Here is a 25,420-nt window from a genome sequence, read left to right as displayed (position 1 = left end):
GCGGCGCAGCGCGCCCGTCCCGACCCCGTCAGAGCTTCACCGTTCGCAGGCGCAAGGCATTCGCGATGACCGAAACCGACGACAGGCTCATCGCGGCCGCGGCGAGCATCGGCGAGAGAAGCCAGCCGAAGACGGGATAGAGGACGCCCGCCGCGACCGGCACGCCGATGAGGTTGTAGCCGAAGGCGAAGGCGAGGTTCTGCCGGATGTTGGCGAGCGTCGCCTCCGCGAGGCGGCGGGCCCGCAGGATGCCGCCGAGGTCGCCCTTCAGAAGGGTGATGCCGGCGCTTTCCAGCGCGACGTCCGCACCCGTGCCCATCGCGATCCCGACATCGGCCGCCGCGAGGGCCGGGGCATCGTTGACCCCGTCGCCGGCCACGGCGACCTTCGCGCCGCCGGCCTGGAGTTCGGCGACGAGCGCCTGCTTTTCCTCCGGTAGGAGACCGGCCCGCACCTCGTCGATGCCGAGCCGCCGCGCGACGGCCGCTGCCGTGCGCTCGGTGTCCCCCGTCGCCATCACGACGCGGATGCCGGCTTGGTGCAGGGCGGCGATGGCCGCGCCGGCGCTTTCCTTGATGGGGTCGGCGACGGCGACGATCCCGGCGATCCTGCCATCGACGGCGATGAACATCGCGGTGCGGCCCTCCGCCTGGAGAGCCTCGGCCCTTGCGCGCGAGGCGCCGAGATCGAGCCCTGCCATCATGGCGAGATTGCCGAGCGCGAAGGAGCGTCCGCCGATCGTTCCGCGCACGCCCTTGCCGGTTTCGGACCGGAAGTCCGCGGCCTCGCCGAGGGTCAGCCCGCGCGCCAGCGCGCCCCGGACGATCGCCTCCGCCAGCGGGTGTTCGGAGCCGCGCTCGAGCGTCGCGGCCGCCGCGAGCAGTCCGTCCTCGTCGCCGTCGAGAGCGACGACGTCGGTGAGGACCGGCCGTCCCTCGGTCAACGTCCCCGTCTTGTCGACGACGAGCGTGTCGATCCCGGCGAGCCTCTCCAGCGCTTCCGCCTCGCGCACGAGGACGCCCGCCCGCGCGCCGCGCCCGGTCGCCGTCATGATCGACATCGGCGTCGCAAGGCCGAGCGCGCAGGGGCAGGCGATGATGAGGACCGAGACCGCGGCGACCAGGGCATGCGTCATGGAGGGCGCGGGGCCGAACAGCGCCCAGGCCGCGAAGGCGAGGATCGCCACGGCCACCACCGCCGGCACGAAGTAGCCGGCGACGCGGTCGGCGAGCCCCTGGATGGGCGCGCGGGAGCGCTGCGCGCCCGCCACCATCTCGGCGATCCGCGCGAGCGTCGTCTCCGCCCCGATCCGCTCCGCCTGCATGACGAGCGAGCCGGACCCGTTCATCGTGCCGCCGGTCAGGCCATCGCCCGCGGTCTTCTCCACCGGCACCGGCTCGCCCGTGATCATGCTTTCGTCGACGGAGGAGCGGCCGTCGAGGACCGTCCCGTCGACCGGTATGCTCGATCCCGGGCGCACGCGGAGCCGATCGCCCTTTCGGACGGCGGAGACGTCGATCTCTTCGTCGGTCCCGTCCGGCCGGAGGCGTCGTGCGGTCTTCGGCGAGAGGTCGAGAAGGGCGCGAATGGCCGAACCGGTTCGCTCGCGGGCCTTCAGTTCGAGGATCTGCCCGACGAAGACGAGCGCCACGATGACGGTCGCGGCCTCGAAATAGACCGGCACCGCGCCCCCCATGTCCGGACCGCCCATGTCGAGGCCACCCATGCCGGGCCCGACGGTCCGGAACGACGCGGGAAACAGGCCGGGAAAGATCATCGCGACCACGCTGTAGGCGTAGGCGGCACCGACGCCGAGCGCGATCAGCGTCCACATGTTCGGGCTTCTGTTCCCGATCGAGCGCCAGCCCCGGCGGAAAAAGGGGAGGGCGGCCCAGAGCACGACCGGCGTCGCCAGCGCGAATTCCGCCAGAACGGCGGCGCGCTCGCCGAGAAGCGACCGCACGGGCAGGCCGGCCATCGGTCCCATGGTGAGGACGAGGAGCGGGACGGCCGCCAAGACCGAGACCCGGAACCGGCGGGTGAAGTCGACGAGTTCGGGATTGGGCCCCTCGTCGCCATCGGGGATCCCCATCGGCTCCAGCGCCATGCCGCATTTCGGACAGTCGTCGGGATGATCGCTGATCACCTCGGGATGCATCGGGCAGGTGTAGCGCGTGCCGGACGGCGCCGGCGGCTGTGCGGGGCGCTCGCCGAGATAGGCGGCGGGATCGGCGGTGAATTTCGTCTCGCAGCCGGCCGAGCAGACATAGAAGCGCCGGCCCTCGTGCCGGGCAATGTGCCGGGCGCTCGCGCGGTCGACGCTCATGCCGCAGACCGGATCCGTCGCCTCGAGATAGGCGGCCGGATCGGCCTCGAATTTCGCGCGGCAACCGGCACAGCAGAAGTGGAACAGCCGGCCATCGTGCTCGTGGCTCGGTTTGCCGGCCGCGGGATCGACCGTCATTCCGCAGACGGGATCGCGGGTGACGAATTCTCCTGCGCCTGCGCCTGTCCCTGTCGCATGAACGTGGGCATGATCATGACGGTGCAGGCGATCGTGCAGTGGATCAACGGACATGGGCAGCTTCCTCGGTCGGCGGTCGTACCCTCTGCAGATGGGGCTTCCCGTCACGGGAAGGTCAAGAGGCGTCGGGTCGGGTTTCCCCGATGTGGATCGAATTTGACCAGACCCGTGAAATGCCTTCCAGTGCGGCAAGATCAGACTGTCGGAGCGGGGAGGGCCGGATGACGCCGGACGAGCTGAAGACCTTGATGGCGCGGGCGACCCCGGCACGCTCCGGCGATGTCCTGGCCGGCCTCGCCTCCGCCTCGCAGGCCGAGCGTGTCCGTGCCCAGCGCGTCCTCGCCGATACCGCGCTCCAGACCTTTCTCGACGTGCCGCTGATCGATCCGGAGGTCGACGAGGTTTCCGCGCTGATCCTCGACCAGCACGACGGCGCGGCCTTCCGCGCCATCGCCCACCATTCCGTCGGCTCGTTCCGGGAGTGGCTTCTCTCGGACGAGGCGACCCTCGAGACCATCGCCGCGCTCACCTTCGCGCTGACGCCGGAAATGGTGGCGGCCGTCTCCAAGGTCTGCCGCAACCAGGATCTCATCGCCATCGCGCGCAAGCGTCCGGTGGTGACGGCCTTCCGCACCACGGTCGGCCTGCCCGGACGCCTGTCGGTCCGCATTCAGCCGAATCATCCGACCGATGATCCGAAGGGGGTCGCGGCCTCCATCCTCGACGGACTGCACTTCGCCTGCGGGGACGCCACGATCGGCATCAATCCCGCGACGGACAGTCCGGACGCGATGATCCGGCTCCTCGATCTCATCGAGGAGATGCGCCTGCAACTCGGCTGTCCGGTCCAGTCCTGCGTCCTCGCCCATGTCACGACGGCGCTGCAGGTGATGGAGCGCGGTGCGCCGGTGGACCTCGTCTTCCAGTCGATCGCGGGAAGCCAGGCGGCCAATGCCTCCTTCGGCATCGATCTCGCCGTCCTGAAGGAGGCACACGACGCCGCCGCCTCGCTGGACCGGGGAACGGTCGGCCGCAACGCGATGTATTTCGAGACCGGCCAGGGTTCGGCGCTGTCGGCGGGCGCCCATCACGGCATCGACCAGCAGACCATCGAGACGCGGGCCTATGCCGTGGCGCGCGCGTTCGATCCGCTGCTCGTCAACACGGTCGTCGGCTTCATCGGACCGGAATATCTCTACGACGGCAAGGAGATCGTGCGCGCCGGCTTGGAGGACCACTTCTGCGGCAAGCTGCTCGGCCTGCCGATGGGGGTGGACGTCTGCTACACCAACCACGCCGAGGCCGATCAGAACGACATGGACACGCTTCTGACGCTGCTCGGCGTGGCGGGCGTCAACTTCGTCATGGGCGTGCCGGGCTCGGACGACATCATGTTGAACTATCAGTCCACGTCCTATCACGACGCCGCCTATCTCCGGGCTGCGCTCGGTCTGCGCGCCGCGCCGGAATTCGAAGCCTGGGCGCAGGGACTGGGTCTCCTCGACGGGGCCGGACGCCTTGCGCCGCCGGCGAAGGAGGCCGCGCTGGACGTGGAGCTTCTATCGCGCTCGCGCCTGCTGGAGGCGTCCTGATCCATGAGCGGCAGCCCCGACCATCCGCTCGCCGTGCTTCGCCGGCACACGCAGGCCCGCATCGCGCTCGGCCGTCACGGCGCGGGTCTGCCGACCGCCGCCCATCTCGATTTCGCCGAGGCGCATGCCAGGGCACGCGATGCGGTGCACGCGCGCTTCGACGAGGACTCGATCGCCGCCGCGCTCGGCGACGGCGGCGTCCATAGCCTTCGCGTCGCCAGCGAGGCCGAGGGTCGCCCCCAATATCTGCGCCGTCCCGATCTCGGGCGGCGCCTCGCCTGCGCGTCGAAGGCGGATCTCGAAGCCCTCGGTCTCGGCGCGCCCGACCTCTGCCTCGTCATCGGCGACGGGCTGTCGGCCGAGGCGGTCAACACCTATGCGGCCGAGACCGCGCTCGGCGTCCTCGCGCTCCTCCCGCGCGATCTTCAGGTCACGCCGGTCCTGCTCGCCACGGGCGCGCGCGTCGCTCTTTCCGATCCGATCGGCGAAGCCCTCCGGGCGCGGCTGGTGCTGATGCTGATCGGAGAGCGGCCGGGCCTGTCCGCCGCCGACAGTCTCGGCGCCTACATCACGCATGCGCCGCGGAGCGGGCGCACCGATGCCGACCGCAATTGCGTCTCCAACATCCGCATCGGCGGGCTGGCGCCGTCGCTGGCCGCCGCCAAACTGGCGGGGCTGCTCACGCGCTCGCTCGCGCTCGGCTTCAGCGGCGTCCGGCTGAAGGACGACGAAGGGCTGATCGAAACCGCCGCGACGTCCATCCCCATCGCCGGGACGTCTCCATGAGTGGCTGCCTCGTCGCTGGGCATTTTGTGCGTGTGATGCGATTGACAGCAGGTCGGAGAAGGTTTCACTTCAGAGTGACATGATCGCGAGGGGCAAGCGATGCAGGACGGCACGACGGGCGTTTCCTACAAAACGGCGGATGCCGCCTATTTCGACAAGCGTGGATTGTCGCGGTATGCGGGCGTCTGGTCGCTCTGGGCGCTCGGCGTGGGGGCGGTGATCTCCGGCCACTTCTCCGGCTGGAACTTCGGCTTCGCGACGGGCGGCTGGGGCGGCATGCTGGTCGCCGGCATGATCATCGCCGTGATGTATCTCGGCCTGACCTTCTCGATCGCCGAGATGAGCCCGGCTCTGCCGCACACGGGCGCCGCCTATTCCTTTGCGCGCACCGCCATGGGACCCTGGGGCGGCTTCGTCACGGGGCTGTGCGAAAACGTCGAATACGTCATCACGCCGGCGGTCATCGTGACCTTCATCACGGCCTATGTGAACTCGATCCTCGGTCTCGATCCCGCCTATTCGCCCTTCGTTTGGGTCGCCTTCTACGCGATCTTCCTGACGCTCAACATCTACGGGCTGGAACTCTCCTTCAAGGTCACGCTCGTCATCACGCTGATCTCGCTGGCCGTTCTCGTCTTCTTCTGGATCTCGGCGATCCCGAACATCGATTTCTCGCGCTGGGCGCTGAACATCGGCGTCGGGCCGGACGGGGCGGCGGTGGAACTGCCCGAGGGCAACGGCCCCTGGTTCCCCTTCGGCTTTTCCGGCGTGCTGGCGACGCTGCCCTTCGCGGTCTGGCTCTTCCTCGCCATCGAGCAGTTGCCGCTGGCGGCCGAGGAATCGGTCGACCCGAAGCGGGACATGCCGAGGGGCATCATGCTCGGCATGGCGACGCTGATCCTGTCCGCCTTCATGATCGTCCTCCTCAATCCCTCGCTGCCCGGCGTCGGCTCCTTCCATCTCGGCTCGGCTCTGGAGCCGCTGCTCGACGGGTTCAAGGCGGTCTATGGCGACGGCGGCGTCGTGCTGCTCGGCTGCGTCGCGCTGACGGGCCTCATCGCGAGCTTCCACACGATCCTCTATGCGCAGGGGCGGCAGGTCTATTCCCTGTCGCGGGCCGGATATTTCCCGACCTTCCTCTCCGTGACCCACAAGACGTTCAAGACGCCGCATGTCGCCATGATCGCGGGCGCGCTCGTGGGGCTCTCCGTGATGCTGACGATCTGGTTCGCGCTCGGCGCGGAACAGGGCGGAGCGGCGATCGGCACCATCCTCCTCAACATGGCCGTCTTCGGCGCGATGTTCTCCTACATCCTGCAGGCGCTCTCGTTCATCCTCCTGCGCAGGAACATGCCGCAGATCGAGCGGCCGTTCCGCTCGCCGCTCGGCATTCCCGGCGCGGTGCTGACCATCGCGATCGCCATCGTGACGCTGTTCTACCAGGTCCAGGACCCGAACTTCTTCAAGGGCGTCGTCTGGGTCGCGCTCTGGTTCGCGGTCGCCATCGCCTATTTCGCGCTGGTCGGCCGGCACAAGCTGATCCTCTCCCCGGAGGAGGAGTTCGCCATCGAACACGCGCAGGTTCGCGCAGCCGCCGTTGCGGCGAAACCGGCCGAGTGAGGTCCGCCGGCGAGGCGGCCAGCGGGGCCGGCGGCGGGAGACCGGCGATGGACGGGCGGCGGCCGGCATTCTAGAAGGGTCGCAGCGATACGGGTTCCGGGTTCTGCGACGATGATGTGCTTGGCGGGTTCGACGGACGGCGTTCCTGAAGTGAGCGGCCCCGGCGCTTCGAGGTCGGGGCGGTCCCGATGAGCGGGGCCGTCGTCATCGCCGGCGCCGGCCAGGCGGGCCTTCAGGTCGCCGCGAGCCTTCGGGCCGGCGGTTTCGCCGGCGAGATCGTGCTGGTCGGCGAGGAGCCGCGCCTGCCTTACCAGCGACCGCCCCTGTCGAAGGCCTATCTCAAGGCCGATGCAGGGCTGGAGACGCTTCTCCTGAAGCCGGAAGCCTTCTACGAGGCCAACCGGATCGAGACCCGCCTCGGCACGCGCGTCGCATCGATCGACCGGACGAACAGGCGTGTGGCTTTGTCCTCCGGCGACGACCTGTCCTACGAATGGCTGGTGCTCGCGACGGGCGCGCGCAACCGCCTGCCGCCGATCGGCGGCGTGTCGCGGCCGAACGTTCACGCCCTGCGCGATGCCGGAGAAGCCGAGCGGCTTCGCGCGGCGCTGGTGGAGGGCGCGCGCCTCGTCGTCGTCGGCGGCGGGTTCATCGGGCTCGAGGTCGCCGCCTCCGCGCGGGCGCGGGGGCTTCGCGTGACCGTGCTCGAGGGCGCGGCGCGGCTGATGGGACGCGTCGTCTCGCCGGTCCTGTCCGAGTTCTTCCTCGAAGCACACAGGGCGATGGGCACGGATGTGCGCCTCGGCGCCTCCGTCGCGACCATCGAGGGCGAGGGCGAGGGCGCGAGCGGGGACGCCACGGGCGTGCGGCTGGCCGACGGCACGGTGATCCCGGCCGATCTCGTGCTGATGGCGACGGGCGTCGTGCCGAACGACGAGATGGCGGCCGAAGCCGGGCTTGCGACGCGCGGCGGCGTCCAGGTCGACGCCTTCATGACGACCGAGGACCCCGCGATTTTCGCCATCGGCGATTGCGCCGTGTTCGAAAGTCCGTTCGCGGACGGTCCGGTGCGGTTGGAATCGGTGCAGAACGCGATCGATCAGGCCAAGTGCGTCGCCGCGCGCATCCTCGGCGGCACGGCACCCTATCGCAGCGTGCCCTGGTTCTGGAGCGACCAGGGAAGCTTCAAGCTGCAGATCGCCGGGATCACGACCGGCGCCGACCACGTGCACCTCTCCGGATCGCGCGAAGCCGGCCGGCTCGTCGCCTATTGCTTCCGCGGAGAGAAGCTTCTCGGCATCGAGACGGTGAATCGGCCGGGCGAGCACATGCTGGGACGGCGGATCCTGGAGGGCGATCTCAAGGTGCTGCGGTCCGATGTCTCGGCCGACGATTTCGATCTGAAGCGTCATCTGGCGGAACTGTCGCCCGCTCGGTGAGAGCTGACCCATTCCGTTCGCCGAGGCCGTCCGACGATCGCTTTCCGCGCTTTGGAACGGAAAAGGCGGCCGTGGGTGCTCAGGCGACTTTTCAAGCTCGTCCGTTCCTGCAAAGGAAGTCGACCGGAGAATGAGCGGTGCCTCCGGGCCGGGGGCTGCCGTTCCGCCGAAGGGCGGGTGAGCGCCGGGGGGTGCCGCTCGGGCGGTCTGCGATGAAACAACACGTGCCCTGGTCGGAACGTCTTCGCTACGAGTTCGACAAGTCCATGGCCGCGGGACCGATCGCCCTGATCGGATGGCTGTCCATCGCATCGCTGGTGATCATCGTCGTCGCGGGCGCCTTCATCGCGCTGACGAGCGTCGCGCCTCAGGGCGCCGAGCCTCTCGACTTCGTGGAAGCGTCCTGGGAGACGCTGATGCGAACCATGGATGCCGGGACGATGGGCGGCGACACGGGCTGGCCGTTCCGCGTCGTGATGCTCGTCGTGACGCTGTCCGGCATCTTCATCTTCTCCTCGCTGATCGGCATCCTCTCGGCGGGCGTGAACAACAAGCTCGAAGATCTGCGCAAGGGCCGCAGCCGCGTCCTGGAGCATGGTCACACCGTCATTTTCAACTGGTCGCCCTCGATCTTCGACATCGTCGCCGAACTCGTCGTCGCCAATGCCAACCAGAAGCGTTCGCGGATCGTCATCATGGCGCCGCGCGACAAGGTGGAGATGGAGGACGAGATCGCGATGAAGGTCCCACGCCTCGGAACGACGCGGGTGATCTGCCGGAGCGGCGATCCGACCGATCTCTATGACCTCGCCATCGTCAGTCCCAACGCCTCGAAATCGGTGATCGTGCTCTCGCCGGAGGGCGACGATCCCGATTCCAGCGTCGTCAAGACGATTCTGGCCCTCGTCAACGATCCCAAGCGACGCGCGGATCGCTACCAGATCGCCGCGGAGATCCGGGACACGCGCAATGCCGACGTCGCTCGCGCGGTCGGCGGCCCCGAAGTGCAGCTCGTCCTCGCCGACGACCTCATCTCGCGCATCGTCGTCCAGTCCAGCCGGCAGGCGGGACTGAGCGCGGTCTATTCCGAGCTGCTCGATTTCGACGGATGCGAGATCTACACGGTCCCGCAGCCCGACATCGTCGGGCTCGCCTTCGGCGACGCGATTCTCGCCTACGACACATCGTCCCTCATCGGCGTCTGCGAAGCCGATGGGCGGGTGCGGCTCAACCCGCCCATGGATCTCGTCGTGTCGGCCGAGATGAGGGCAGTGATCGTGGCGGAGGACGACGACACGATCGTCGTGGCGGCGCCCGGACGCGACGTCTTCGACCCCTCGGCGCTGACGCTCGCGAAACCGCAAGGGCTGCGGGCGGAACGTACGCTGATCCTCGGCTGGAACCGCCGGGGTCTCGTGATCGCGCGCGAACTCTCGCGCTATGTCGAGCCCGGCTCGCTGCTGACCATCGCGGCGGACACGCCGGAGCTTCGGGACGATCTGCAACGACTGAATCTGGCCAGCGATCGCCTGCATGTCGAGTTCTGCGTCGTCGACACCGGCGACCGCCCCTCCCTGGAAGCGCTGGAGATCCCGAGCTACGATCGCGTCATCGTGCTCGGCTACAGCGACCACATGGCACCGCAGCCGGCCGATACGCGAACCCTCGTGACGCTCCTGCATCTCCGGCGGATCGCGGATGGCGCCGGGCGCCACATCAGCGTCGTCAGCGAGATGACCGACGTGCGCAACCGCGAACTGGCCGACGTCACGCGGGCCGACGACTTCGTGGTGTCGAACAAGCTCGTCAGCCTGATGCTCGCGCAGGCTTCGGAGAACGCCTCGCTCACCGCGATCTTCGACGAATTGCTCGACGAGAACGGCGCCGAAATCTACATGCGCCCCGTCACGGATTACGTGTCGATCGAACGGCCGGTGACCTTCTTCACCATCGTCGAGGCCGCCCGGCGTCGGGGCGAGGTGGCCTTCGGCTATCGGCGCCGCCGGGAGAACGAACCCGACCGCCGGGCGATGGGCGGCGTCACGGTGAACCCGCGCAAGTCGACCCCTCTCTACTTCATGCCGGACGACCGCATCATCGTGCTCGCGCATCAGTGAGTGCACGGGCATCTTGGTTGGCCGGCAGGCAGGAAATGCTTGCGCAAAGCTGAACGCGACAGGGCCGGACGCGCGCTACGCTATGCATTCTTCGCATGCCAGCGGTTCGATCTCGTCACTTCTGCATCGCATGTTGCAGTGCCATCTATCTCTCAACAACAAGGAGAGACCCCGATGACCCGCCCGAACACCCGCTCCCACCGCTCGCTCCGTTCGACCTTCGCGTCGTTCGTCGACGTGTTCGCCGGGGCCACGGAGTGCGCGGCTGCAGCCGAAGGCGGTCGTCGCCCGTCCAACCGCGCGCTGACGGCCGTCGGCATCGACCCCGCCCGGTGGGACGGCATCGGCCGCCAGGGCTGATCGCCGGACGTCGTGTCGACCCGTCCGCTCCGGACGGGTCGCTCGGCTTCGATCGGTTCGACAGCGAAGATCTGAAAAAACCCGCAGGGCTCGCGCCTTGCGGGTTTTTTTCGTTGCGGCTTGCGTTGCTTTGGGGCCCGGCCCTCTCGGAAAGAGGGCGGGATCCCGAGTCGCTGCGTCGTTCAGTTCGCCGGAGCGACGGCCGGCGCCATCGCCGGTGCCTCGGCGCCGTGGCCGCCGCCGAGGAAGGGGATCCCCTCGAACGTGCCCGGCCAGAGCTGCTCCGCTCCGTCCAGAAGCATCTTCAAAGCGACGTAGAGAATGATGGCGAGGCCGACATAGGCGATCCAGCGATGCCGGTTGAGAAGGCGGGCGATGTAGCTCGCCGCCAGTCCCATCAGCGCGATCGAGAGGATCAGGCCGACGATCAGCACCCAGAGATGTTCGCCCGCGGCGCCTGCGACCGCGATGACGTTGTCGAGCGACATCGAGACGTCGGCGATGACGATCTGCCAGGCGGCCTGGGCGAAGGTCTTGCGGGGCGCGCCGGAGACGGTGCCGTCGGCATTCAGCGCATGCTCCGCGTCGTCGAGATCGTGCTGCGGCGTCCGCAGCTCGTGCCACATCTTCCAGCACACGTAGAGGAGAAGGAAGCCGCCGCCGATGAGGAGCGCGCCGCCGAGCTCCAGCAATTGCTGCGTGATCGCGGCGAACAGGATGCGCAGTCCGGTCGCGAAGATGATGCCGACGAGAATGGCCTTGGCGCGCTGCTCCTTCGGGAGGCCGGCGGCGGCGAGGCCGATGACGATCGCATTGTCGCCGGCCAGGACGAGATCGATCATGATGATCTGCCCGAGCGCGATCAGCGACTCGCTCGTAATGAAGTCCATGCGGGGGTTCCCTCGAATTCAGCCGGAATGCCGTGCGTGCGCCAAGGCGCTGTTCTTATTCCCTTCGGCTGCGCCGCAACACGGTGCCCGCAGCCAAAACGCGGTCGTGGCGAAACGCAGCCGAAGGGTCGGATCAATCCTCGTCGGAGGCCATGGCCGCGAGCACCTTGCCGCGGCCCCGATAGCGCAGGATCATCGGAACGACGAGGGCGATCAGCGCGACCGAGAGGAGCGTGATCGAGGTCCAGGAGGTCACGAGGATCGTGAAATCGCCCCGGCTCTGCTGCATGGCGCGGCTGAGTTGCGATTCGGCCAGCGGCCCGAGGATCAGGCCGACCACGACCGGCGCGATCGGAAAGCCGAAGCGCCGAAGACCGTAGCCGAGCAGTCCGAAGGTCAGGAGCGCGGCGAGCTCGAAGGGCGAGGGATTGGCGCCGATGGTGCCAAGGGTCGCGAAGACGAGGATGCCGGCATAGAGCCAGGGGCGCGGGATCGTCAGAAGCTTCACCCAGAGCCCCACCAGCGGCAGGTTGAGGACGAGCAGCATGAAATTGGCGACCAGAAGGCTCGCGATCAGTCCCCAGACCAGGGTCGGATTGGACGCGAAGAGCAGGGGCCCCGGCTGAAGGCCGAACTGCTGGAAGCCCGCCAGCATGATCGCCGCCGTCGCCGACGTCGGCAGGCCGAGCGTCAGGAGCGGGACGAGCGTTCCGGCGGCGGAGGCGTTGTTGGCCGCCTCCGGTCCCGCGACGCCCTCGATTGCGCCCTTGCCGAACTCCTCGGGATGCTTGGTCAGCGATTTCTCGGTCGCATAGGAGAGGAACGTGCCGATCTCGGCGCCGCCCGCCGGCATGGCGCCGATGGGGAAGCCGATGAACGTGCCGCGCAGCCATGCGCCCCAGGAACGCTTCCAATCGCGCGCCGTCATCCAGACCGAGCCCTTGATCGCCTCGACGGTGTCGGGCGTCCGGCTGCCCGCCGCCGCGACGCTCAGGGCCTCGCCGATGGCGAAGAGGGCGACGGCCAGCGTCGTCACCTCGATGCCGTCCGAGAGTTCGCGCAGGCCGAAGGTCAGGCGCGGAAGGCCGCCCTGCTGCGGGATGCCGATAAGGCCGATGGTGAGGCCGAGCATCAGCGAGGTGAGGCCGCGCAACGCCGAATCACCGAAGGCGGCCGAGACGGTCACGAAGGAGAGCACCATCAGGGCGAAGTAATCGGCCGCCGAGAACTTGATGGCGAAGGACACGACGTAGGGCGCGAGAAAGGCGAGCAGCAGGGTCGCGATGAGGCCGGCGACGAAGGACCCGATGGCGGCGGTGGCGAGCGCCGGTCCGCCCCGGCCCGCCCGCGCCATCTTGTTGCCCTCGAGCGCGGTGACGATCGAGGCGCTTTCGCCGGGCGTGTTCAGAAGGATCGACGTCGTCGAGCCGCCGTACATGCCGCCGTAATAGATGCCCGCGAACATGATCAGCGATCCCGCGGGATCGAGCCGGTAGGTCACGGGCAGGAGCAACGCGACCGTCAGGGCCGGTCCGATGCCCGGCAGGACGCCGACGATCGTGCCGAGCGTGACGCCGATCAGGGCATAGAGAAGGTTCCAGGGCTCGACGGCGGTGAGAAGGCCTTGGCCGAGAAGCGCGAACGTATCCATTCTCGGAAGTCCTACTGGGCTGCGGGTGCGGCAGGGGGTGGCGTCGCCGGCAGGACGGGCGCTTCCGGCGCGGGCGTGATCGCCGATAGAAAGGCCTCTTCGATGGGCCCTGCCGGCAGCGACAGGTTGAGCGCCTGCGTGAAGACGACCCAGATCACGAAGCAGAGGACGAAGCCGATCGGAACCGTCATCCAGAGCGGACCGCGGCCCATGGCCTTGGCGGTCGCGGCGAAGAGGAGGCCGGTGGCGATGGAGAAGCCGGCATAGCGCAGGAGGACGAGCTGTGCGACGAGGCCGGCGACGATCCAGACGACCGGTGCCGGAAGATCCTTGTCCCGCTCGGGGAAGGTGCCGCGGATCCCGGCGATCAGCGTCCCGATCGCGAGCACCAGAAGGGAGGCCGCGACGAAGTAGGGAACCGTGCCGGGTCCGAGGCCATAGACGACGCGGCGGGCGGAGACCCGCCAGCCTTCGTAGGCAACGAGCCCTGAAAGGGCCATCAGGCCGAGGGACACGAGCACGACCGGAAGATCGGTCCCGCGGCCTCGGGGTTTGTCTGGGCGAGTTTCAGGGCTCGTGGATGTCATTGAACGAGGCCGATGTCCTTGAGGATGACCGTGGTGGACTCGATGTCGGCTTGCAGCTGCTTGTCGAAGGCTTCGCCCGAGAGGTAGGTGTCCGACCAGCCGCGGGTCTTCAGAAGCTCCTGCCACTTGGCCGACTTCACCATCGTCTCGATGTCGGCGGAGATGGTGGCCTTCTGCTCGGGCGTGATGCCGGGCGCGGCGGCGACCATGCGCCAGTTCTGGACCTCGACGTTCAAGCCCTCGTCCTTCAGCGTCGGGGCGTCGATGCCGGCGATCGGAGCGGGGGCGGACACCGCGAGGGCACGAAGCGCGCCGGCTTTGATCTGCGCCTCGAACTCGCCGGTCGAGGAGATGCCGACGGTCAGCTGCCCGCCGAGAATGGCGGCGAGCGCCTCGCCGCCGCCGGAGAAGGCGATGTAGTTCACTGTGGTCGGATCGACGCCGAGACCCTTGGCGATGAGGCCGGCCGTGATGTGGTCGGTGCCGCCGGCCGAACCGCCGCCCCACGTGACGGCACCCGGATCGGCCTTCAGCTTGGCGGCGAGGTCGGCGAAGGTCTTGATGTCGCTGGCGGCGGGCACGACGAGCGCTTCGTATTCGCCGGTGAGGCGGGCGATCGGCGTGACGTCGGCGAGCGTCGTCGGCGACTGGTTGGTGAGAATGCCGCCGACCATGACGTAACCGCCCACGATGAGCGCGTCCGGCTTGCCGGCCGCATCGCTCGCGAACTGTGCGAGGCCGATCGTGCCGGCGGCGCCGGGCACGTTCACGACCTGCACGCTCGAAGCGATCTTCTCGGTCTGCAACGCGTCCTGCATGGCGCGCGCGGTCTGGTCCCAGCCGCCGCCGGGCGCTGCCGGCGCCATGATCTCATAGGATTTGGTCTGGGCGTTGGCGGTTCCGACAAACAGGCCTGCCACCAGGGCGGCCATCAGAAACGTCTTCATGCAAGTTCCTCCGGTTGGTTCTGCCGGCCGGAGCGACGCGCCCGATCGGCCGTCATCCAGACGCGGCTCGTGTTTCCTACGTCGGTCCGCGTCTCCCGATCACGGTCGCTGCTCGTCGCCTGCCGCCCATCGCGAGCCCGGACACGGTCGCGGCAGGCGGAATGCGAGCTTATGGGGTCGTTGAGCGAGCGAGAAGCGTCCTCTTACAGAAACGTCGAACTGGCAAGGGCTCGGCGGGACTTAAAATTTTAGATGCTGGTTCTCTGCGCTCCTCACGTGCAAGGTTTGTCGTGTGGCAAACTTTGCGCCCCGCGCATCGACGCGCTAACCCATCGGTTCAACGACGGCATCAGGGTGTAACGGTTCATGACCGATGGTGAGGACAAGGGGCGGCCCCGGCAGGACGAGGCGATCGGGTCCCGCCACGCGGCCCGTTTCGCGAGAGTTCGCGAGGCCCACCAGTCGGAGCTCGCCGAAGACTACGTCGAGATGATCGACGACCTGATCGCCTCGCGCGGCGAGGCGCGCGCGGCCGACCTCGCCGACTGCTTCGGCGTTTCGCCGGGAACCGTCGCGCGGACCGTGCAGCGGCTGATCCGCGACGGGCTCGTCAATTCCGAACCCTATCGCTCGATCTTCCTGACCGAACGGGGTCGCGAAGTGGCGCTCGCCGCTCGGCAGCGCCATCGCTTGGTCGAGGATTTCCTTCTTTCGCTCGGCGTCAGCCCGGAAGCGGCGGAGCTCGACGCGGAGGGGATCGAGCATCATGTCGGCCCGGAGACGCTGGAGGCGTTCCGCCATCATCTGCGCCGGTAGCGCATTGAGCGCATCGAGCGCATCGTCCGGAGCGGCAGCCGCAGCCGGAGGCGTTCAGGTCTCGGCGGTGCCGCGGATCAACGCGCCGTGGTGGCGCACGACCTCCCCGGCCAAGGCATGGCCGCAGCGCACGCTGTCCGTCGGCGACAGGCCGCGTAGACGAGCGGCGACATAGGCGGCACTGAAGCTGTCGCCTGCGCCGGTGGTGTCGACCGCCTGCACGGCGGGGGCAGCGGGAAGCTCGGTGAAACCGGCGACGCCGGCTTCGCCCAGAATGGCGGGAGCCGGCCCGTCCTTCACCACGACCTCCGCGGCGCCGAGGGCGAGGTAGCGCGCCGCGCTCGCCTGGGGGGACGCGTCGCCAAAGGCCGTCTTCTCGTCGGGATAACTCGGAAGGCAGATGGTGGAAACGGAGGCGCCGGCCTCGATCGCCGACCGCATCTCCTCGGCATCCGGCCAGAGACGCGGCCGGATGTTCGGATCGAAGGCGACGAGCTTGCCCGCCCGCTTGGCTGCGCCGAGCCGGGTCAGGAGCCGTTCGCGGGCGGGACCTGCAAGGATCGCAAGAGTGATGCCGGAGACGTAGAAGGCGTCGGCGGACGAGAAGGCCGCGTCGAGATGGTCCGCGTCGTCGGCGAGCGCCTTGGCCGCGCTCGTGTCGCGCCAGTAGGAAAACGAGCGTTCCGCGCCGTCGAGATGGATGAGGTAGAGCCCCGGCATCCGGCCGGGCAACCGGCGGACGAGCGCGGTGTCGACGCCGCCCGCCGCCATGAAGGCGAGCATGTCGTCCGACGTCTTGTCCAAGCCGACCGCCGAAAGATAGGCGACCTCGAAACCGGCGTCGAGTTCGCGGCGAAGGTACCATGCGGTGTTGAACGTATCGCCGGCGAAGCCGAGGCGCAGGAGCCCGCCGGGTCCCTGCGACAGCTCGACCATGCACTCGCCGATGGACAGAATGCGGCGGGGCCTCGAATTTGCGGCGTCGATCTGCGTCATGCGTCACTGTCCTGGAAGTAGTGGGCGAAATCCTGGCGCAGTCGTTCCACCACGCCGACGATCCGCGCGAGGTGACCGCGCATGGCGGCTTCCGCAGCGTCGGGATCCCCAGTGCGCAGCGCCGCGACGATCGCCCGGTGATCGCTCAGGGCGGCGGGCTGCCCGAAGGCGAGCGACAGGAAGCGCACGCGGTCCATCTGCGCCTTCTGCTCGTCGATCAGCCGCCAGGCGAAGCCGCAGCCGGCCTCCTTGGCGATGGCGAAATGAAAGGCGTCGTCCTCGCGCTGGAAGCTCGTCCGGTCGTCCGCTTCCTGCGCCGCCTCCTGGCGGGCGAGGCACGCGCCGAGGCGCTCGGCCATGCCCGGCGGGCTTTCCAGCGCCGCGCGGCGCGCGGTCGCGACCTCCAGCGCCTCTCGGATGAAATGGGCGTTCATCACCTCGCGGGTGGAAATGCGGACGACCTCGGTGGCGCGCTGGGGCTGGATGCGCAGATAGCCCGATCGCCCGAGCCGGGCGAAGGCCTCGCGGACGGGCTGGCGGGACACGCCGAGACGGCGGGCGATCTCGGCTTCCGATATTTTGGTCCCCGGCTGCAGGCGCAGCTCCAGGATCGCGCGGCGCAGTTCCTCGTGGATCGATTCGGCGATCGTGCTGCGCGAGGATGTCAGCGCATCCAGGGGAATGGGATCGAGCGACATCGGGAGCCTTCCTGCACCGAACCCCCGCATAATCGAATGGGGGGAGCCGGGCAACGCCCGTCGGGGACCCGCCGGACCGGTGGACTTGCCTTTCCGCCGCGTCCGGCCGAAAACGCGCCGGACACCCGACCGACCGGAGCCACGGCCGCCCGAGCCCGGTCGATCCGCCAGGAGTTGCCGCGATGAAGAAGACCGTCGAGATCCTGAAGGGCGACACGCCCGGCACGGAGTGGCGGCTGACCGTCCTCTCCTTCGAGGGCACGGACCAGAGCGCGCCGACCGCCTATCTCCAGGCGGCGCTCCACGGAAACGAGCTACCGGGCGTCGTCGCCCTCCACCGGCTCGTGCCGATGCTGGAGGCTGCCGAACGCGACGGGCGTCTCCTCGGGCGCGTCACGATCGTCCCGCAGGCCAACCCCATCGCCACGGGGCAGCATCTCTTCCACGAGCATCTCGCGCGCTTCTCCTTCACGACGCGCACGAACTTCAATCGCGACTTTCCCCTTCTGTCCTCGACCGATACGAGCGGGCTTCCCGGCGACGACGCACCGATCGCGGCCGAGAAGCGCCTGAAAGCGCGGCTCCTGAAGCTGTCCCTCGGCCACGATCTCATTCTCGATCTCCACTGCGACGACGAGGGGCCGTCCTATCTCTACGTCGCGCGCCAGCTCTGGCCGCACCTGCAGGATCTTGCCGCCGCGCTCGGCTCGCAGGCGATCCTCCTCTGGGACGACACGTCCGACGGCGCCTTCGAGGAGGCCGCGTGGTCGCCGCACAAGCATCGTTCGCCGGATGACCCGGCGTGGCGGCGTCTGGCGGTGACGACGGTCGAGTTCCGCGGACAGTCCGACGTGACGCCGGAACTGGCGGATGCGGATGCCGCCGGGCTCTACCGCTTCCTCGTCGCCCGCGGCACCGTCCGCGACGAGACGCAGCCGCCGCTCGGGCCCTGGTCGGGCCCGGTGACGCCGCTCGACCATGTCGAGATGATCCGCGCACCGGTCGGCGGGGCGCTCCTGTTTCACGTCGGGCCGGGCGACCATGTGGAGGCCGGCCAGACCCTCGTCACCATCCTGACCGCTCCGGGAGAGGCGGGCGGCGAGACGGTCGTCACCGCGCCGCAGGCCGGCCTCGTCCTGACGCGTCGCCGCCAGCGCCTGACGCGCACCGGCGAGGATCTCCTGAAGATCCTGGGCTCGGCACCGTCCGCGACGGCGCGTCCGGGCTCGCTCGAATCCTGACGGTGCCGGCATGATCTGGAGCGTCGCCGCCCTCTACCGCTTCGTTGCGCTCGCCGACCCCGCGCGCCTGCAAGGCGAGGCCCGCGCGCTCTGCGAGGCCGCGAACGCCTGCGGAACGCTGCTCGTCGCGCCCGAAGGCATCAACGGGACGATCGCGGCCCCCGAGGGGGCGATGGAGGCGCTGATCGAGGGGCTCGACGGGCTCTTCGGCATCCGCCGGGGAGAACTCAAGTTCTCCAACGCCGCGCAGAAGCCGTTCAACCGCATGAAGGTTCGGCTGAAGCGCGAGATCATCACGATGCGGGCTCCGGAGGCCGATCCAACGCTGCGCGTCGGCACCTATGTCGAAGCCGCGGACTGGAACGCGGTGATCGAGGATCCCGACATTCTCGTGCTCGACACGCGCAACCGCTACGAGACGCGCGTCGGAACGTTCGAGGGCGCGGTCGATCCGGAGATCGACACGTTCACCGAGTTCAAGGATTTCGTCGCGGCCCATCTCGATCCCGCCAGGACGCCGAAGGTCGCGATGTTCTGCACCGGCGGCATCCGCTGCGAGAAGGCGTCGTCCTATATGCTCGCCCACGGGTTCTCCGAGGTGTTCCACCTCAAGGGCGGCATTCTCCAATATCTCGAGGACGTGCCGGCCGAGGCCAGCCGCTGGCAGGGCGAGTGCTTCGTGTTCGACGGCCGGGTGGCGCTCGGTCACGGGCTCAGCGAGGCGGATTGGGATCGCTGCTACGGCTGCGGCGCGCCGCTCTCGGCCGAAGATCTCGCCGCGCCCGCTTACGAGATCGGGGTGTCCTGCCCGCATTGCGTGAGCGCGCTCACCCCGGAGCGCGCGGATGCCCTTCGCATGCGCCAGCGGCAGATCGAGGCCAGGGCCGTCTGATCGCCGCGAATCATCAAGCCTCGCAACGCATGACGGGTTCGCAGGCCACCACGAAATTGACCGAACGGGCGATGAAGCACATGGCATGCGCCGTCTCGTGCAGAGCTGCCGCCTTTGCCGGGTCGGATGCGGCGGAGATTGTCACGCGAGGGCGCAAAGTGGCACGGACGAACTGACCGGCGCCGTCGGCTTCCTCGACCATCTCGCCCTCCGCCATGTCCTCGTAGGCGAGAACCGTTACCCCGGATTGCGCGCAAAGACCGAGATACCAGAGCTTGTGGCAGGCGGAGAGGGACGCGAGGAGCAACTCCTCCGGATTCCAGCGCGTGGGGTCGCCGCGAAAGCTCGGGTCGGACGATCCGCCGATATTGGGTTTGCCGTCGGCGCTGATCTCGTGATCGCGGTCATAATCTCGAAACGAGAGCGTGCCGCTGCCCCGGTTTCCCGTCCAGCGAACCGTGACGGCATAGGCATGGGTCTTGCCGGCCATGGTTCTTCCTCCTCGCGGCGATGAGGTCCCTGCCGGTCGCGTCACGCGGCCTCAGCGCCTCGTTCCCGCGTGGTCCAGCCGCCTTCGGACATGCCATCCTCCCGCTCGGTCCGATGCGGCGCTCCATGTCCAGACGTTCGACGGGAGGATGCCACGGGCCACGCCCGCCGGCCATGTCGAAAGCGCGGGAATCGACGGACGGTCGAACGGTGCCGTCGGCCCGCAGAGAGGTTCGCCCCGGTTCCGGGACCGATCTGTCTCGTGGGCTGCGGGAGTAGCGCCCATGCGAAAGCGCTCCTGCGGGCGGAACCCGCAAGAGCGCGATCGAATCGGCGTCGTCGAACCTTCGTCCGACGGCGAAGAGGATCTTAGGCGCGCGCCGCGGGAGCGCCGCGCTCGATGACCTTCTTCTTCGGGCTCGGCAGAAGGCCTTCGCGCTGCTGCTGCTTGCGGGCGACCTTGCGGGCGCGGCTGATGGCAGCCTGCTTCTCGCGGACACGCTTCTCGGAGGGCTTCTCGTAGAAGGACCGTGCCTTCATCTCGCGGAAGACGCCTTCGCGCTGCATCTTCTTCTTGAGGACCCGAAGGGCCTGATCGATGTTGTTATCCCGAACTTCGACTCGCAAATTCTGTCCTAACCTGGTGGTTCGAGCAAAGGTCCGCCATTTCGTCCGGGCTGGACGACCGAAGGCGGCAAGCATTCTTCCATAGGGCGACCACACGCTCGTCATGGCGTGCGCGTGGGCTTCGTGCCGTGTGTTGCACATTTTGCGGTCCCGGCGCCATGGGTTTTTTCGCCGTCGACCGATTTCATATGGAAAAGCCTTGGTGGGACAAGCTTTTCGCCATGTTCGTCACATGCTCACCGGTACGGTGAGCGACAGCGTCCGGCCACCGACGCCCTCCGGCGGGGCGGGAATCGGGCTCGCGCGGCGGACAAGCGCGAGGGCCTCTCCGTCGAGGACCGCGCTTCCCGACGAGGATGCGAGGCTCGCGCCGACGACGCGGCCGCTCCGGTCGATCGTCACGGCCACGCGGGCGGTTCCCTTCTCCCGTGTCTGGAGTCGGCGGCGATACTTCCGGAAGTGGCTGACCGCCTGCCGCTGCCAGGATGCCGAGGACACGCGCGGGGCGCTGGCGCTGCGGCTGGCCGCTCGCGTGTCGGACCGCGGCGCGGCCGAACGCGCCGGCGGCGCCGGACGCTCGGCGGCCTGTCGCGGGCGCTCGGGTTTCGCGCGCTCGACTTTCGGCCGATCGGGCTTTGAACGCTCCGGCTTCGGACGGGCCGGCTTCGGACGGGCCGGCGCCGGCCTATCCACGCGCGTCTTGCGCTCCGCCACGACGTCGGGGCGCGGGGGCGGCGGGCGCAGCGTCGGGATGGGCGGGTTCAGCACGGCTGCGGCGATGGCGTTCGTCTGCGTCAGGTCCGGCACGGCCTCCTGCGTCGTCGGCTCCGGCAGGGGCTCGGGCTCCTCGACGGGTGTCGGAGGCTCCTCGACGACGGGTTCCGGCAAAGCCGGCTCTTGCGGCGGCGCTTCCGGCGGCAAGGGCAGGGGGGATGGTTCGGGCGGTGCCGGCTCCGGCGGGAGCGGCTCGACGACCGGCTCCGGCGGAAGGGGGGGCGGCGTCGGCTCCGGCGTCGCGTTGGGTTCCGGCGGCTGAGGTGGTGCCTCGACCTTTGGCTCCGGCGTCGGCGCGGTCTCCGCGATTTCGGCCGCGGCCTCGGGTTCCGGAGCCGGCGGCGGCGCCTCCTCGAGGGCCGTGAGCGGCTCCAGTTCGATCATGACCGCTTCCTGGGGCTCGCCCTCGGCGCCCTCCGGGGCCGGCAGCGAGAGGGCGAGCCAGATCGCCGCGCAATAGGCGGTCAAGACGGTAAGGACCGCCGCGCTCCAGCGCAGGGCGGTCCCACCCTGGCTCGCCGCTTCGAGCGAGCGGAGATCGACGGCGAAGGGCGTCACGGACCGGACGGCCCGACGGGTGCGCCGGGCGAAGGCATTTCGGCGGCCCCTGGCGCCGGGCTGCTTGAGGCCGCCGGCACCGGCGCGCCTTCGAGGCCGACCAGGCCGACCTTGAGGTAACCCGCGGCGCGCAACAGGTTCATCACCGACATCAACTCGCCATAGGGAACCGCGCCGTCCGCGCGCAGGAAGATGCGCTCATCGCGGTCGTTGCCCGATCGTGCGTCGAGGCCGGTCTGCAGCGCTTCGCGGGCGACCGTCTCGTTGCCGAGCGAGAGCGAGAGGTCTTCCCGGACGGTGAGGAAGACCGGCTCGTCCGGGCGCTGCTGTGGCGCGGCGTTGGAGACCGGCAGATCCACCGGGACGTCCACCGTCGACAAGGGGGCGGCGACCATGAAGATGATGAGGAGGACGAGGACGACGTCGATGAACGGCGTGACGTTGATGTCGGCGACTTCGCCGCCACCCTCGTCGCCGCTCTCCTTGAGGCTGATCCCCATCGGACTACTCCGCCGCCAGGAGCGCGGCGGGGCGCTGCGCCGAGCCGTCGGACCGGCGGTCGAGATCGCGGCTGAGATGGCGCAGGATCTCCGCCGAGGCGTCGCCGAGCACGGCGCGGTAACCGGCGATGGAGCGTGCGAAGACGTTGTAGATGATGACGGCGGGGATCGCGGCGACGAGGCCGATGGCCGTGGCGAGCAGCGCCTCGGCGATCCCGGGGGCGACGACGGCGAGATTGGTCGTGTTGGACCGGCTGATCCCGATGAACGAGTTCATGATGCCCCAGACCGTGCCGAAGAGGCCGACGAAGGGGGCCGTGGAGCCGATGGTGGCCAAAAGCCCCGTTCCTCGCGCCATCGTGCGGCCGGCACGCGCTTCGATCCGCTGGAGCGCCACGGCGGCGCGATCCTTCACGCCCTCCGCATCGAGGCCGTCGGAGCGCTCCACTTCGAGCGTCGCGGCACGGGCGAGCGCCGCGACGGGGCCGCGTTTGGGCCAGCGCGAGCCCTTTTGCGGGGCCGTGGCCTCGTTCAGCGTCGTCGCGCGTTCCAGGCAGCGGAGGGCGCGGCCGGCCCTGGCGCGTGCCGACCAGAGCTCCAGGGCCTTGGCGAGCCAGATCGTCCAGGTCACGAGCGAGGCGAAGGCAAGGCCGATCATGACGCTCTTCACGACATAGTCGGCGGCCATGAACATGCCCCAGGGGGACAGATCGTGCGGCAGCGTTGCCCCGTCGGCAGCGATCGCCGGCTGCCGATCCTGCGAAGGCGGCGCTTCGGACGTGGCGTCTTCGCGGGAGGCCTCGACCGATGTCGACGGGGCCGGGACGACGGGCGGCGGGGCCGCAGTCGTCGGGGCGACGACGCGCGGGCCGGTCGATTCCTGCGCCGCGGGACCGGAATGGGCCGACATCGGTCGGTCCGGCGCGGCCAAAGCCGGGGCCGGCGCCAGGGGAGGCTGAAGCGCCTCCTGCGCCCACGCGGGCAAGCCGAACAGAAGAACAGCGGACGCGGCCGCCAAGGCCGCGGCGATTGAACGAGCCCGGCTCCTGCGAGACGCGGACGGGGTGAAGATGCGGTTCAGACGCACGTGTGAAAACCTCGACGGGCCGTCGCCGCCGGTTCTGTCGGACGGATCCCGTGCAGGAATCGACAGGATGGGCTCAGGCGTTTCTTCGGCATCCGAAAACCGGATGATGGAAGTCATGTTTTCTCATATGCGGAGAGCGACGCCGGTGTCCAGACAGCTTAGCTCTTCTGGAATGCTTCTAAATCTCGAACGATCGTAAGGGGTTGACCTGCCGACGATGAAGGTTCGGTCCGCTTCGCGCTGGCCGGTGCGGCGATTCGGGAGACCGCAGCCGAACGCGACGGCGGAGCGTGCGACGGGTGGGTCCGGTCCCCGAATTGAACCGCGCCGCGTTGCGTCGAGCCGCATCGATCGGGATCGGAGGCATCGCCCGCTGCGGTCACGAACGGCTCCTCGCCGACGCTCGGGTCGGCGCGAGCGTCTCTGCAGCCCGGATGAGCTTTCGGCTTGACGATGCGTCGCTCCTGCATGGACAGAGCGCGGCCAGGGGTGCCAAGATCAATCGAGGCCGTCCAAGATCGTCACCGTCGCGAGTCGCCATGCCCGTTACCGCCGCCTCGCTCGAGCGTGCCGCTCTCGATAGCGCCGTCCGAGAGATCGCAGCCGAGATGGCGGACAGGCCGGATCGGGGAACGGTGGCGAGCTACATTCCCGAACTCGCCGAGGTCGATCCCGGCCGGTTCGCGCTGGTCGTCATCGATGCCGACGGACACGTCGCGGCAGGCGGCGACAGCGAAGCACCGTTCTCCATCCAGAGCATCTCGAAGGTTTTCACGCTGACGCTGGCTCTCGGAATGGCGGGCGACCGGCTCTGGGCGAAGGTCGGACGCGAGCCCTCGGGAAGTCCCTTCAACTCCATCGTGCAGTTGGAGAACGAGAAGGGAATTCCCCGCAACCCCTTCATCAACGCCGGCGCCATCGCGGTGACCGATCTCATCCTTGCGCGCCGCCAGCCCCGCGAAGCGCTCGGCGAGATCCTGCGCTTCCTGCAATTTCTCAGCGACGACACCTCGATCGTCATCGACGCGGCGGTCGCGGCATCCGAGCAGCGAACCGGCTTTCGCAACGCCGCGCTCGCCAATTACATGCGCTCGTTCGGCGTTCTCGAAAATCCCGTCGACTTCACGCTCGGCGTCTACTTCCACCACTGCGCGATTGCCATGTCCTGCCGGCAACTTGCCCAGGCCGGACGGTTTCTCGCCCATCTCGGCGCCAATCCCGCGACGGGAATGCGCGTCGTCAGCCCGGAGCGCGCCCGTCGCATCAATGCGATCATGCTGACATGCGGCCATTACGATGGATCGGGCGAATTCGCCTACCGCGTCGGACTTCCCGGCAAGAGCGGGGTCGGAGGCGGCATACTGGCCGTTGCACCCGGAAAGGCTTCGGTGGCCGTCTGGTCGCCGGGGCTCGATGCCGCCGGCAACTCGCATCTTGGCCGCATTGCGCTGGAGAAGTTGACCCGGCGCATGGGGTGGTCGATCTTCGGGACGTGACGCGCGGTCCGCGTGCCGCACCATCGATCGAACATCCACGCAGAAGCCGCGAGAAATTCAGCCGCGACGAACGTCATCTCAGCAGATTCGGAAAAGAACGGCGCTGAAGCAGGCTACCGGCTCTGCGCCCGCAACCTGTCGCGTCACGCCTGCCGGCCGCACGTGCGGACGCAAGCGCCTCGCGCCGATATCCGGCAGGACCGGGATGTCAGGAATGCCGTGTCGGCTCCGCTTCCCGGATCGCATCGGCGTGATACCAGCCGTCGATCACGGCGACCTCGCACGCCGGCATCGCATCCAACTGCGAGCGCTGATCGGCGCGCACACGGCGACGGATGGGGAACTGGTAGATGACGGCGCTCGGCCGTTCGATTTCTGTGTTCATGGCGTTCGACCTCTTCGGACCGACGGTGGCCGCTCAGTGACATCGAACCATAACACGCCTGGCAACGAATTGTGCCGATCGCCTAAAAATAAATCACAATGTGATCACTAAATAAGCAATCTGGCGGTTTGGGCGAGGGGAGGCGGTCTGATTTGATCGTCATCAGGCCGTCACGACTGCACAAAACGGCATCACATAAGATTTTGTGAGGGTGTGGCGCGTCACAAAAACGGCCAAAATCGCCCAGCGCGTAGGGCTTCCCACACAATTGAAAAGGCTTGCTGCGAAATTGGCCGGCTTGCCCTCGACCGCCCGTGTGCCGATTGGCACGATCCCTGCATAGGAGAA

Annotated in this window: 23 protein-coding genes; 10 read left to right on the top strand and 13 right to left on the bottom strand. The window is 68.6% G+C overall.

The annotated features are described in order from the left end of the window. Nucleotides 1-28: 28 nt before the first annotated feature. On the bottom strand, nucleotides 29-2,578 hold the full coding sequence (locus ASG43_RS04230) for a heavy metal translocating P-type ATPase (protein ID WP_056500503.1): 2,550 nt from the start codon (nucleotides 2,576-2,578) through the stop codon (nucleotides 29-31). Nucleotides 2,579-2,745: 167 nt separating this feature from the next. On the opposite strand from ASG43_RS04230, the gene ASG43_RS04225 reads away from it, so the two are divergent. The 6 genes from ASG43_RS04225 to ASG43_RS04200 all read left to right on the top strand — a co-directional run bounded on the left by ASG43_RS04225 (nucleotide 2,746) and on the right by ASG43_RS04200 (nucleotide 10,438). Then, entirely contained in the window at nucleotides 2,746-4,116 is a 1,371-nt protein-coding gene (locus ASG43_RS04225; protein ID WP_056500494.1) for an ethanolamine ammonia-lyase subunit EutB, read from the top strand. Between the two features lie 3 nt (nucleotides 4,117-4,119). Then, nucleotides 4,120-4,902 carry an ethanolamine ammonia-lyase subunit EutC gene (gene eutC / locus ASG43_RS04220; RefSeq protein ID WP_056500491.1) on the top strand — a complete coding sequence of 261 codons (783 nt, stop codon included), beginning with the start codon at nucleotides 4,120-4,122 and terminating at the stop codon, nucleotides 4,900-4,902. Nucleotides 4,903-5,001: 99 nt separating this feature from the next. Next, nucleotides 5,002-6,522 (top strand): amino acid permease, encoded by a 1,521-nt coding sequence (locus tag ASG43_RS04215; protein WP_056500488.1) that lies wholly within the window; start codon nucleotides 5,002-5,004, stop codon nucleotides 6,520-6,522. Nucleotides 6,523-6,710: 188 nt separating this feature from the next. Continuing rightward, a complete protein-coding gene (locus tag ASG43_RS04210) occupies nucleotides 6,711-7,961 on the top strand; it encodes an FAD-dependent oxidoreductase (RefSeq protein WP_056500484.1) in 1,251 nt (416 codons plus the stop codon). 212 nt (nucleotides 7,962-8,173) lie between these two features. Beyond that, entirely contained in the window at nucleotides 8,174-10,078 is a 1,905-nt protein-coding gene (locus ASG43_RS04205) for a hypothetical protein (RefSeq protein ID WP_056500481.1), read from the top strand. A 174-nt stretch (nucleotides 10,079-10,252) separates the two neighbouring features. Continuing rightward, nucleotides 10,253-10,438: a hypothetical protein gene (locus ASG43_RS04200; protein ID WP_056500478.1), complete on the top strand. Its 186-nt coding sequence runs from the start codon at nucleotides 10,253-10,255 to the stop codon at nucleotides 10,436-10,438. Between the two features lie 182 nt (nucleotides 10,439-10,620). Here ASG43_RS04200 and ASG43_RS04195 read toward each other — a convergent pair whose 3' ends face one another. The 4 genes from ASG43_RS04195 to ASG43_RS04180 all read right to left on the bottom strand — a co-directional run bounded on the left by ASG43_RS04195 (nucleotide 10,621) and on the right by ASG43_RS04180 (nucleotide 14,513). Continuing rightward, nucleotides 10,621-11,328 carry a TerC family protein gene (locus tag ASG43_RS04195; RefSeq protein WP_056500476.1) on the bottom strand — a complete coding sequence of 236 codons (708 nt, stop codon included), beginning with the start codon at nucleotides 11,326-11,328 and terminating at the stop codon, nucleotides 10,621-10,623. A 133-nt stretch (nucleotides 11,329-11,461) separates the two neighbouring features. Next, entirely contained in the window at nucleotides 11,462-12,979 is a 1,518-nt protein-coding gene (locus ASG43_RS04190) for a tripartite tricarboxylate transporter permease (RefSeq protein ID WP_056500474.1), read from the bottom strand. 11 nt (nucleotides 12,980-12,990) lie between these two features. Further along, on the bottom strand, nucleotides 12,991-13,500 hold the full coding sequence (locus ASG43_RS04185) for a tripartite tricarboxylate transporter TctB family protein (protein WP_244487958.1): 510 nt from the start codon (nucleotides 13,498-13,500) through the stop codon (nucleotides 12,991-12,993). Between the two features lie 62 nt (nucleotides 13,501-13,562). Next, nucleotides 13,563-14,513: a tripartite tricarboxylate transporter substrate-binding protein gene (locus ASG43_RS04180; protein WP_056500471.1), complete on the bottom strand. Its 951-nt coding sequence runs from the start codon at nucleotides 14,511-14,513 to the stop codon at nucleotides 13,563-13,565. A gap of 366 nt (nucleotides 14,514-14,879) precedes the next feature. Here ASG43_RS04180 and mntR point away from each other — a divergent pair, with 366 nt between their 5' ends. After that, nucleotides 14,880-15,329 (top strand): manganese-binding transcriptional regulator MntR, encoded by a 450-nt coding sequence (gene mntR, locus ASG43_RS04175; RefSeq protein WP_056500465.1) that lies wholly within the window; start codon nucleotides 14,880-14,882, stop codon nucleotides 15,327-15,329. A gap of 54 nt (nucleotides 15,330-15,383) precedes the next feature. Here mntR and ASG43_RS04170 read toward each other — a convergent pair whose 3' ends face one another. Continuing rightward, a complete protein-coding gene (locus ASG43_RS04170) occupies nucleotides 15,384-16,325 on the bottom strand; it encodes a sugar kinase (RefSeq protein ID WP_056500463.1) in 942 nt (313 codons plus the stop codon). After that, entirely contained in the window at nucleotides 16,322-17,023 is a 702-nt protein-coding gene (locus tag ASG43_RS04165; protein WP_056500460.1) for a GntR family transcriptional regulator, read from the bottom strand. Before ASG43_RS04165 ends, ASG43_RS04170 begins: the two co-directional genes overlap by 4 nt. A gap of 182 nt (nucleotides 17,024-17,205) precedes the next feature. Here ASG43_RS04165 and ASG43_RS04160 point away from each other — a divergent pair, with 182 nt between their 5' ends. Continuing rightward, entirely contained in the window at nucleotides 17,206-18,264 is a 1,059-nt protein-coding gene (locus ASG43_RS04160; protein ID WP_056500458.1) for a succinylglutamate desuccinylase/aspartoacylase family protein, read from the top strand. Nucleotides 18,265-18,274: 10 nt separating this feature from the next. Continuing rightward, the gene (locus ASG43_RS04155; RefSeq protein ID WP_056500457.1) at nucleotides 18,275-19,156 is read left to right on the top strand and encodes a rhodanese-related sulfurtransferase; all 882 of its coding nucleotides are present in this window, start codon (nucleotides 18,275-18,277) and stop codon (nucleotides 19,154-19,156) included. A 13-nt stretch (nucleotides 19,157-19,169) separates the two neighbouring features. On the opposite strand, the gene ASG43_RS04150 is transcribed toward ASG43_RS04155, so the two are convergent. The 5 genes from ASG43_RS04150 to exbB form a co-directional block, all read right to left on the bottom strand. Beyond that, nucleotides 19,170-19,646 carry an OsmC family protein gene (locus ASG43_RS04150; RefSeq protein WP_056500456.1) on the bottom strand — a complete coding sequence of 159 codons (477 nt, stop codon included), beginning with the start codon at nucleotides 19,644-19,646 and terminating at the stop codon, nucleotides 19,170-19,172. A gap of 368 nt (nucleotides 19,647-20,014) precedes the next feature. Beyond that, a complete protein-coding gene (rpsU, locus tag ASG43_RS04145) occupies nucleotides 20,015-20,272 on the bottom strand; it encodes a 30S ribosomal protein S21 (RefSeq protein ID WP_056500454.1) in 258 nt (85 codons plus the stop codon). A 228-nt stretch (nucleotides 20,273-20,500) separates the two neighbouring features. After that, nucleotides 20,501-21,604 carry an energy transducer TonB gene (locus ASG43_RS04140; protein WP_056500452.1) on the bottom strand — a complete coding sequence of 368 codons (1,104 nt, stop codon included), beginning with the start codon at nucleotides 21,602-21,604 and terminating at the stop codon, nucleotides 20,501-20,503. Then, a complete protein-coding gene (gene exbD, locus ASG43_RS04135) occupies nucleotides 21,601-22,104 on the bottom strand; it encodes a TonB system transport protein ExbD (protein ID WP_056500451.1) in 504 nt (167 codons plus the stop codon). The genes ASG43_RS04140 and exbD overlap by 4 nt, the downstream gene beginning before the upstream one ends. Before the next feature lie 4 nt (nucleotides 22,105-22,108). Next, nucleotides 22,109-23,122, bottom strand: coding sequence for a tonB-system energizer ExbB (gene exbB / locus ASG43_RS04130; protein ID WP_244487957.1), 1,014 nt, complete (start codon nucleotides 23,120-23,122; stop codon nucleotides 22,109-22,111). A 608-nt stretch (nucleotides 23,123-23,730) separates the two neighbouring features. Between exbB and ASG43_RS04125 the strand changes: the two genes are divergently transcribed. Continuing rightward, nucleotides 23,731-24,687, top strand: coding sequence for a glutaminase (locus ASG43_RS04125; RefSeq protein ID WP_056500447.1), 957 nt, complete (start codon nucleotides 23,731-23,733; stop codon nucleotides 24,685-24,687). A gap of 208 nt (nucleotides 24,688-24,895) precedes the next feature. Here the strand turns inward: ASG43_RS04125 and ASG43_RS21995 are convergent, their stop codons facing one another. Next, entirely contained in the window at nucleotides 24,896-25,072 is a 177-nt protein-coding gene (locus ASG43_RS21995; RefSeq protein ID WP_082490584.1) for a DUF2735 domain-containing protein, read from the bottom strand. Nucleotides 25,073-25,420 lie beyond the last annotated feature (348 nt).

It is taken from the genome of Aureimonas sp. Leaf454 (assembly GCF_001424685.1).
Lineage (GTDB): Bacteria > Pseudomonadota > Alphaproteobacteria > Rhizobiales > Rhizobiaceae > Plantimonas.
The sequence above is the reverse complement of the archived record's forward strand: the minus strand, read 5'-3'. Positions and strand labels throughout refer to the sequence as shown.

Bases quoted from the DNA above. Each gene is read 5' to 3' on its own strand.
- ASG43_RS04230 (WP_056500503.1), bottom strand. From the start codon at position 2,578: ATGTCCGTTGATCCACTGCACGATCGCCTGCACCGTCATGATCATGCC.
- ASG43_RS04225 (WP_056500494.1), top strand. From the start codon at position 2,746: ATGACGCCGGACGAGCTGAAGACCTTGATGGCGCGGGCGACCCCGGCA.
- eutC (WP_056500491.1), top strand. From the start codon at position 4,120: ATGAGCGGCAGCCCCGACCATCCGCTCGCCGTGCTTCGCCGGCACACG.
- ASG43_RS04215 (WP_056500488.1), top strand. From the start codon at position 5,002: ATGCAGGACGGCACGACGGGCGTTTCCTACAAAACGGCGGATGCCGCC.
- ASG43_RS04210 (WP_056500484.1), top strand. From the start codon at position 6,711: ATGAGCGGGGCCGTCGTCATCGCCGGCGCCGGCCAGGCGGGCCTTCAG.
- ASG43_RS04205 (WP_056500481.1), top strand. From the start codon at position 8,174: ATGAAACAACACGTGCCCTGGTCGGAACGTCTTCGCTACGAGTTCGAC.
- ASG43_RS04200 (WP_056500478.1), top strand. From the start codon at position 10,253: ATGACCCGCCCGAACACCCGCTCCCACCGCTCGCTCCGTTCGACCTTC.
- ASG43_RS04195 (WP_056500476.1), bottom strand. From the start codon at position 11,328: ATGGACTTCATTACGAGCGAGTCGCTGATCGCGCTCGGGCAGATCATC.
- ASG43_RS04190 (WP_056500474.1), bottom strand. From the start codon at position 12,979: ATGGATACGTTCGCGCTTCTCGGCCAAGGCCTTCTCACCGCCGTCGAG.
- ASG43_RS04180 (WP_056500471.1), bottom strand. From the start codon at position 14,513: ATGAAGACGTTTCTGATGGCCGCCCTGGTGGCAGGCCTGTTTGTCGGA.
- mntR (WP_056500465.1), top strand. From the start codon at position 14,880: ATGACCGATGGTGAGGACAAGGGGCGGCCCCGGCAGGACGAGGCGATC.
- ASG43_RS04170 (WP_056500463.1), bottom strand. From the start codon at position 16,325: ATGACGCAGATCGACGCCGCAAATTCGAGGCCCCGCCGCATTCTGTCC.
- ASG43_RS04165 (WP_056500460.1), bottom strand. From the start codon at position 17,023: ATGTCGCTCGATCCCATTCCCCTGGATGCGCTGACATCCTCGCGCAGC.
- ASG43_RS04160 (WP_056500458.1), top strand. From the start codon at position 17,206: ATGAAGAAGACCGTCGAGATCCTGAAGGGCGACACGCCCGGCACGGAG.
- ASG43_RS04155 (WP_056500457.1), top strand. From the start codon at position 18,275: ATGATCTGGAGCGTCGCCGCCCTCTACCGCTTCGTTGCGCTCGCCGAC.
- ASG43_RS04150 (WP_056500456.1), bottom strand. From the start codon at position 19,646: ATGGCCGGCAAGACCCATGCCTATGCCGTCACGGTTCGCTGGACGGGA.
- exbD (WP_056500451.1), bottom strand. From the start codon at position 22,104: ATGGGGATCAGCCTCAAGGAGAGCGGCGACGAGGGTGGCGGCGAAGTC.
- ASG43_RS04125 (WP_056500447.1), top strand. From the start codon at position 23,731: ATGCCCGTTACCGCCGCCTCGCTCGAGCGTGCCGCTCTCGATAGCGCC.
- ASG43_RS21995 (WP_082490584.1), bottom strand. From the start codon at position 25,072: ATGAACACAGAAATCGAACGGCCGAGCGCCGTCATCTACCAGTTCCCC.